General features: G+C 35.1%; 8 protein-coding genes and 1 pseudogene. 2 read left to right on the top strand and 7 right to left on the bottom strand.

Annotated features, from left to right (window positions below; translation table 11 throughout):
• The 4 genes from CDZ78_RS13310 to CDZ78_RS13295 form a co-directional block, all read right to left on the bottom strand.
• Positions 1–1,562 (bottom strand): site-specific DNA-methyltransferase (locus CDZ78_RS13310; RefSeq protein ID WP_087870448.1); only part of this gene is annotated, 1,562 nt, incomplete at its 3' end.
• Positions 1,559–2,206 (bottom strand): DUF4391 domain-containing protein, encoded by a 648-nt coding sequence (locus tag CDZ78_RS13305; RefSeq protein ID WP_087870447.1) that lies wholly within the window; start codon positions 2,204–2,206, stop codon positions 1,559–1,561. The genes CDZ78_RS13310 and CDZ78_RS13305, both read right to left, overlap by 4 nt.
• Positions 2,206–5,454 carry a helicase-related protein gene (locus tag CDZ78_RS13300; RefSeq protein WP_087870446.1) on the bottom strand — a complete coding sequence of 1,083 codons (3,249 nt, stop codon included), beginning with the start codon at positions 5,452–5,454 and terminating at the stop codon, positions 2,206–2,208. The genes CDZ78_RS13305 and CDZ78_RS13300 overlap by 1 nt, the downstream gene beginning before the upstream one ends.
• Positions 5,455–5,466: 12 nt before the next feature.
• Complete coding sequence (locus CDZ78_RS13295) at positions 5,467–5,646, bottom strand: helix-turn-helix domain-containing protein (protein ID WP_087870445.1); 180 nt, start codon at positions 5,644–5,646, stop codon at positions 5,467–5,469.
• A 128-nt stretch (positions 5,647–5,774) separates the two neighbouring features.
• On the opposite strand from CDZ78_RS13295, the pseudogene CDZ78_RS21320 reads away from it, so the two are divergent.
• Positions 5,775–5,888 (top strand): annotated as a pseudogene (locus CDZ78_RS21320) (transposase); the annotation flags it as partial.
• A 168-nt stretch (positions 5,889–6,056) separates the two neighbouring features.
• Positions 6,057–6,293 (top strand): hypothetical protein, encoded by a 237-nt coding sequence (locus CDZ78_RS13290; protein ID WP_087870444.1) that lies wholly within the window; start codon positions 6,057–6,059, stop codon positions 6,291–6,293.
• A gap of 203 nt (positions 6,294–6,496) precedes the next feature.
• Here the strand turns inward: CDZ78_RS13290 and CDZ78_RS13285 are convergent, their stop codons facing one another.
• From CDZ78_RS13285 to CDZ78_RS13275, 3 genes are all read right to left on the bottom strand, one after another.
• Entirely contained in the window at positions 6,497–6,727 is a 231-nt protein-coding gene (locus CDZ78_RS13285) for a hypothetical protein (RefSeq protein WP_087870443.1), read from the bottom strand.
• A 326-nt stretch (positions 6,728–7,053) separates the two neighbouring features.
• Positions 7,054–7,362 (bottom strand): hypothetical protein, encoded by a 309-nt coding sequence (locus CDZ78_RS13280; RefSeq protein ID WP_087870442.1) that lies wholly within the window; start codon positions 7,360–7,362, stop codon positions 7,054–7,056.
• Positions 7,363–7,411: 49 nt separating this feature from the next.
• Positions 7,412–8,128: IS982 family transposase (locus CDZ78_RS13275; protein ID WP_087870441.1), on the bottom strand; the 717-nt coding region annotated here is incomplete at its 5' end.

Raw genomic sequence — 8,128 nt, 5'->3', positions numbered from 1 at the left:
TTACTTGAGCCTGTCTTATAGACGCGAAAGCCAATATCCAGTTTATCAATCCCTGCTTTATCTTGATTGTCTTCGACTATTTTAGTACCAGTGCGGCGAATTCTTTCTTTCCCAATTTCTGTTAACAAATGTTTCTTTTTTATTGAATCTAAAAAACTAATAGAATTCTTAATAATGCTTTTAGCATCATCTGATGCTTTCAATAATGATTCATCAAGGTTTTCAGCTAATTGAATAGCAATAAATTTTCTATCCCCTCCATCTAATGCGTTCAAAGACATAACAGAGTGTGCTGTTGTTCCAGACCCACTAAAAAAATCCAAAACAATTTGATTTTTTTCTGAGTAAATTCCGTATTGAATTAACCGTGATAAATAATCTACAGGCTTTGGGTAACTAAATATTTTTTTTCTTTCAAATAAAGTATTTAGTTCATTACTTCCATCTTTTGTTGTCCCTGCATCTAATAATATTGAACTAGGAGTTTTTGTGTCACCTTTTTCTAATCGTTCTAACAAAAATAATTTCTTTTTTGGTGCCCTTTCTCCATTTATTCCAAAAGCTATGCGGTTATCATCCAACAGTTTTTTAAAATCTTTTGAATTTATTGCCCAACTTCTGCCCTCGGGAGGAAAATATTCTTTATTATTGTTTGTATTCAATATTGGATAATTAGTATCACCACCTGGCTTATTGGCATCTAACGGGACGAGTTTCCATGGCCCCCTAGGATCATTATCTCTATTTTGGTACTCACTTTCATTTAGTTTTTCACCATAAAATTTTAAGTTATTTTTGTTTTTTGCATAAATAGCGGTGTGATTATGGTTCATAGATATTTCATGATCATCTGATATTGATGTTCTTGACTGCCATATAGAGTTTGCTACAAAATTCTCTTCTCCAAAAATTTCATCACAAATTTTTCTTAAATTATGTACCTCATTATCGTCAATACTAATAAAGATCACCCCATCATCTTTCAGTAAATCCCTTGCAACAATAAGTCGCTCATAGATCATACTCAACCAATCAGAATGAAACCGGCCATTAGAATCCGTATTTTTAAACAGCTTATCGCCTTCTTTATCAACTGCCCCAATCTCTTCTTCGTATTCTTCTTTACTGATTTTAAAGGCATCTTTATAAATAAAATCTTTGCCTGTGTTGTACGGAGGATCAATATAAATCATCTTGATTTTACCTAAGTACGACTCTTGTAAAATCTTCAATACTTCAAAGTTATCGCCTTCGATATACACGTTTTCGGTGCTATCAAAGTTCACGCTGTCTTTACGACAAGGGCGTAAGGTTTTGGTAATCTGGGTATTGGCTTTTAATAAAGCGGCTTTCTTTCCAGGCCAATCTAAGCGGTAACGCTCATCGGCATCATCCACTAAGACGCTGGATAAACTTTGTTTTAATAGATCAAAATCAATGGCTCTTTTGTTGTTGCCCTTTTCATCTTGGGTCTCTGTCATTACATTAGGAAATAGCTTGGCAATCTGTTCCATGTTCTGCTCAGTAATATTCGGGGTTTGCATTTTTAATTTTTCGATCACGATACGTCCTTTATAAGCTGTAATTGCTGCTGTTTATCTAATAATGTCTTGTTCAACTCGACTTTTCTATTCATTTGCTTTTCTTTACTGATTTTCTTAGTCAGTAAGGCAATGTCTTTTTCTAGCTGTTTGGTTTTATGGTCAGTTTCGATAACCGCCTTAAAATCCTTTTGTTTTGTTGTTTGATTTTTAATAAAAGCTTTAATCAGCTTTTGGTAGACTTGCTCTAAGTCTGTGCCTGTAAAATCAAACTGAACAGGCTCATTCCATTCTGAAAAGTAATAATCTGTTGGCATTGGTTTTTCAATATCACTTAAACCTTTTAAAGTAATAGCATAAGCAATATGTTCATTAAATCTGAATTGATAAAGAATTTGATAAGGAATGACTTTATCAATCAGCGCAAGAATGTTTTTAGGAATAAGCTGCTCTTTTAATTCAATCTCAAAGACTTGTATTTCTGTCACGGCGGCTGTTTTATTGATACCTAACGTATTTTCTGAGAGCTTATATTGCCAAGTGATTTTTTGTATTTTATTAACAAAATCATCTTTTAATTTAGAGCTTATAGCTGCTTTCTCATAGAACTTGGTTTTGGCTATAAATCGATTAACTAATGCGCTATCAGGTAGGTGTAAGCTCATTATTTTATGACCGTAAAGGTGAGTAATTCAAAGTCTTCTAGCCCTTTAATACTATTGACTAATGCGCTAGTTCCACCTTCTGAAAAAAGGCTGTCTACATCACTCTCTTCTTTGGTATTTAATATAGAGTTTATGGAATCACCGAGCATGTCTGAGTAAGCATCCATATTATTACCATCGTCTGTTTCTAAGTTAAAGTATTCGTAAGCGTCTCTAATTGGCTCATCTTTGCCTTTTGAGAGCAGTCTTAATATATCAAGGGTATGCTTTACATTGAGGTGATTAGAAAGTATTTCCCCATTTTCTTTAATATAGACAAGATAGAACGGGTGTAGCTGGTTGATACTATCAATATTAACGTCACTATTAATATTTTTTAGAACAAAAATAACCCCTTCATGGATGCCTTTTTCAATGACTTTATTACACACAGTATGTATGCCACTTGGGACGCTCTCTAAACTGCCATTTTCATTAATGTAATTCACTAAGTCCATGCGGAAATCATTAAGCCCTAAGTCCGTAATAGACACGCCTGTATCTACATCTTCTATATCAACAACTTCATCTTGTAGCTGTTGCAGTTGTTTTTTCCTGAATAATAAATCAGAAGATTGATTAGTTAATACGTTGTCTTCACCTGTGGCAGTCATATCCACCATGAACATTTTACTTTCAACTCTATTTTTTAAATTAATGTAATCATCTAAGGAAAGTTGCGGCCAGAAGTTAATAAGCTGGATAACTTCGTTTTGTGACCCGATCCTATCCACTCGCCCAAAGCGTTGAATTATTCTTACAGGATTCCAGTGAATATCGTAGTTGATTAAGGTGTCACAATCTTGCAGGTTTTGCCCTTCTGAAATACAGTCGGTGGCAATTAATATATCTATTTCTGGGGCGGTTGTGTTGCCCCTACTTTTAGAACGTGGTGAGAAGTTGATAAGGATATTATTAAATTCATTGGCAATGTCTAATGTGGTTTTATTTTTATCTGATCCCGTTATTTTCGCACTCTCAAGGTTATGCTGTTCTTTGCTATAGAGTGCTGTGTTTTTATATAGGTAATCTACGGTGTCCGAAAAGGCACTAAAGATGATGATTTTTTTATTGCCGTCATTAATGGGGTTGTTGGTCTTATTGGTTATAAATTGTTTTAGGTCTTGTAGTTTTTTATCATGCTCAGGTGTGACTTGTTTTATTTCATTGAGCAGAGCATTAGCTATTTCATAATCTTCTTGTAAGTCTATCTTCCAGCCTGATGTATTCATATCCGCGAGGTTGATTTTTACTTTATCGCCAATACTAAACTCAGTGTCTAGCCAATCATCACTTTCAACATCTAAATTAATATCATTAACCTGTGGCTCATCGGCATAGCTTTTGGTGCCATTTTGTTCAAAGTCTTCAATGTTATTGATATTGCTTTCTATTCTATTAACCAGTTTTTCTAGGGTAATTCTAAAGGAATCTACTGAACTCTCTAACCGTTTAAGTAGGTTGACTCGCATAAGCGTTTGCAGGCTTTTTTCCCTATGTGATTGCTTAAAGCTAGAGCCTTGATGGGTTTCAGTATCATATAAATCACTATAAAACTGTACCTTACTAGCCAAAATATAGTTCATAGGTGAGTAAGTGCATAAGTTCAGCTTGGATAGTTCTTGGTATAATTCGGCTATGCCAATAAAGCCTTTGAGTTCTGTAATATCCGAGCGGTGTGTGATGGGCTTTAATCGTGTTGGAAACTTGCCAATTTTCTCCATATCGTAATATTTTTCGATATGTTTTCGGCTTCGGGCAATGGTGACGCTATCGAGTAATTTAAAGAAGTCAAAATTTGTATTTAAACGGCTTAAAAGTTGTTGGCTAGTACGTTCTTTATCATCTAATTTAGACCAGCCATTAAATATTTTTTGTGAGTTCTTGAGAATGCTATCGACTGATTGGCTAACATCCATGTGGTTATCTATGACTTGGGTTTGCCCTTCATAAGCTAGCGCAATCTGGTTTTTAAGGTCAGTAAACTTATTATTTACTGGTGTGGCTGAAAGCATTAAAACCTTTGTTTTAACGCCTGCTTGCATGACTTGGTGAAGTAATTTTTGGTAACGGGTGATTTTATCTTTTTTCGGGTCATTGTTCCTGAAATTATGGGACTCATCAATTACCACGAGGTCATAATTCCCCCAGTTAATTCTTGATAAATCAATGCCATTTGAAAATCCTCTGTTTCTTGATAAATCGGTGTGATACAAAACATCGTAATTAAAGCGGTCTTTAATTAATGGGTTGTCATCATAATTATTTAAGAATGTTTTCCAGTTATCGCCTAGTTTTTTAGGGCAGAGTACCAATACAGTGCGGTTGCGTTCTTGATAATACTTAATAACCCCTAACGCTGAAAATGTTTTACCTAAACCAACACTATCAGCCAAAATGCAGCCATTGTGACGTTCTAATTTGTTAATAATGCCTAAAACAGCGTCACGCTGAAAATCATAGAGCTTGTTCCATATAACAGATTCTTTAAAGCCTGTTTTTTCATTGGCAAGTTCATCTTCAGAGACATCTTCTAAAAATTCATTGAAAATATTATGTAGGGTTACATAGTAAACAAATTCGGGTGAGTTTTCTTTATATAGCTCCGCTATGTAGTCAATGACTTCTGTTGTAACATCCTTTAATACTTTTTCATCATTCCATACATCTTCAAAATTTTGGGAATATTGCTGGGTTGTATCTAAATCATCCGTTTTGATGATTTGATTTAAAATAGTATTGTCTTTTTGATAACCTAGTCCTGCACTGGTGAATTCATTGATCCCCATATAAACAAAGTTACTTTTATCATTTTTTAATCTTAAATGCGGTTGTATGTATTGATTTACAGCATTTGTTTTGAAGGAAGCCTTTTGTTCAATCCATTTTTTACATTCTTGTGCAATAGCTTTCCCTGTAAGTTCATTTTTTAAATTTATCTCAAAATCAGAACCACTGATTGCTTTTTTTCGATGATTAGAATTGATTTGAAACTGTCTTTGCTCTCTTTTGTTTTTATCCAGTTCTATAAAGGTAGGGTCGGTGAATATAAACCTGAGTTGCTTAATTTTATCGAGTTCTTTTTTTAATGCTGCATACCCATATATAGAAAATATACCTGCTGCAATATCAACTTTACTACCCGTAGTAATGGTTTTCTTAAAATCATCGCCAACTTTATCGGTCTTGTTATTAAAACTTTCTATCACAATGATAATGCCCTATTTTCTTTTTAATTCCCGACCAATAGTATTAGCTGAAACACCTAACAACTCTCCTACTTCGGCTTGTGTTTTCCCACTGTTCAATAATTGGCAATGGGATGGAAAAACTTGAACATCGAGTATAAGGGTTCTGTCGCAATAATTATCAAAAGCACAGACCTCCTGGTCTTCAGGCATAACTATCCTGCTAAAGCCATAAACTGCTTATAAGCAGGAATATTATAATCCCCCAGCAAATCCAGACAAGAAATCAAAGCAATCTTATTCCAAATTAGTTACTATTTGTAAAAAATTGGAGTATTAAAATGAGCAGAAAAAGAACGGTCTACAGTGCTGAATTTAAAAGCAAGTTGGTATTAGAAGTTTTAAAGAATGAAAAAACACTGCAAGAAATTGCCAGTGCAAATAACATCACACCTAATTATGATAGCAGATAACGTCGGGAAGGGGGATTTATGCGACAGAACCACTTTACCGCTTGTAAAGATGCAAGCAGAATTTGAAATACTGGACGGTAATCCCACGCTTTTAAGATGTGCCTATGATGATTTTTTGAAAGCCATTGAACAACAAACCAAGAATTAAAAATGCCAAGTTTTCTAAAAGATACTCGCCCCGCCCTAAAAAATGAATTTTGGGTATTTAAACTTATGCGCGGGGGTATTCCACGCTATCAAGCGGAAATTTTCGCGGTGGGTATGGCCTTGCATATTCAAAAATTGAATATTGAAGAAAGAGCCGCTTATTTACGAAAACAGGGGAAAACCGAAAACATGCGCTTTCATAAAAATATTATTCTTTCAGTCAGGAAAAAATACACCTGATTAGAAAAGAAAAAATTAAGGTCTAAAGAATTTATTTTGTTTTTTTAATAGATAAAACGAAAGTTTCATTTTCGGCCTAATTAACTGGCTCTTGAGCTTTTTCCCTTTGAAAGCATGAAAATATAGGCCGTAATCGCTTGAGGTTGCCCGCTGGTGCGTTTTTATCGCTTAAATGTACAAACATACACAAGAGATTAGCAACCCTATTCAAAACCTTTTAAAATCGCTTGCTGTACTTTTTCTTGGTAGATATTTTGATAATGTGCCATTGCTTCGGAAATTGTGAGGGCTGACAGTTCCAAGGCTTCAAGTTCTCGCATGATGGGCTTTAACTCCTTGATGATGAAAAGGCGGTGCTGTGTCGATTGGGTCGGCGGTAATTGTCTGATTACCCGCTTACCGTCCAGCCAGTCGATTAAATTCATTTGCTTCATGCGCTCGGCTTTCTTTTTTTGGATATTTTGGGAACGATGATAAACGCAGATTTTTAATTTTGACTTAACTTATCCACAAGGCACTTTTACAAGGTTAAATATAAAAGGTTAAATAAAGGAAAGGATAGGGGATTTTTGCAAGCAAAAAAAATGTTATATATCAATAATATAGAGTTAAAATAATTTTTTAAGTGTGCCGTGTACTGCCTACTTTACCCCTAAGTGTTCCGTGTACTGCCTACTTTTTTGCTCAAGTGTTCCGTGTACTGCCTACTTACTGTTCCGTGTACTGCCTACTTTTTGACTTTAAGTGTTCCGTGTACTGCCTACCTTGCTTTTGACTTATCCACAATTTTAAGATCATTTTTTACTGCTTTTTGTTTTATGATATTAGCTCTTGCATTAGCGGCTTTTTGTTCGCTAGAAAATTCAGAACTTGGCGTAATTATATATTTAATATCTACAATCTTGCGTCCTTCCCGTTTTTCTTCAATATCATAGCTATAAATTGTCCCGTTTTCTTTTAATTCATCTAATGCCGCTAAAACTTTTAATCTATTCTTTCCCTCGTGCTTTGCTCTTAAAAGCAAACTAGCCGCCTTTATTGAAGAGTAATATAAATCATGTGTTGTCATTAAACTGGCATAAATAAACCTAGCTATAACCTGAGTTCGGGATAAGGAATTATAGCAAAGGCAATAAATCTTCTCTTCTTAGGTTGAGAGCAGGCTTTTTTTCTTGGTACGAATAAGCAACCAAACAGGCGACTGCATTGACCATATAATTCGTCAGTGATCTGTGCCTAGAGTGTTCTAGCTGAAAAATATTTTTCAATTGATCATTAATTGTTTCAATAATACTGCGCTTTCTCAGTAAGATAGCATCAAAAGCAGCCATCACTCGGGGTTTCATATTTTTTCTAAGTGTTGTAATCAGTTCAACATCATCAGTTGCCAAAAGCTCAGTCAGTTTTTTAGAAATATAACCACGATCACCAAACAGCTTCCCGATCACTTTTTTAGCCAGATAGGGAACAGGTTTTCGGTCATCAACATTACCTTTAGTGATTGAAAAAGAGAGTATTTCTCCACGGTCATCTACTATGATATGCAATTTGAACCCGTAAAACCAACCTGTAGAGGATTTGCCACGCTGCGCTACCTCTTTGAATGTTTTATGTCGTGGAATACGAAGGTTTTTACAAACACGAAGAGGTGTCGAATCAACAAAAGCAATTCCCTCTCCTTTGCCACATCGAGTTTGCATAAAAGCAGTCAAAGGAACAATCACCTCGGGTAATAACTCAATGAAACGGTTGTAACTTGGGGCCTTCGGGAAAGCACCCGATAAATTCCTCGGTAAATAGCGCAAGTAGAACCACTTGAACGTACCATACCCTGA

Source organism: Bathymodiolus platifrons methanotrophic gill symbiont (assembly GCF_002189065.1).
In the GTDB taxonomy this organism is placed as follows: domain Bacteria; phylum Pseudomonadota; class Gammaproteobacteria; order Methylococcales; family Methylomonadaceae; genus Methyloprofundus.
Note: the sequence above shows the minus strand (reverse complement) of the source record. Positions and strands in the feature narration are given on the sequence as shown.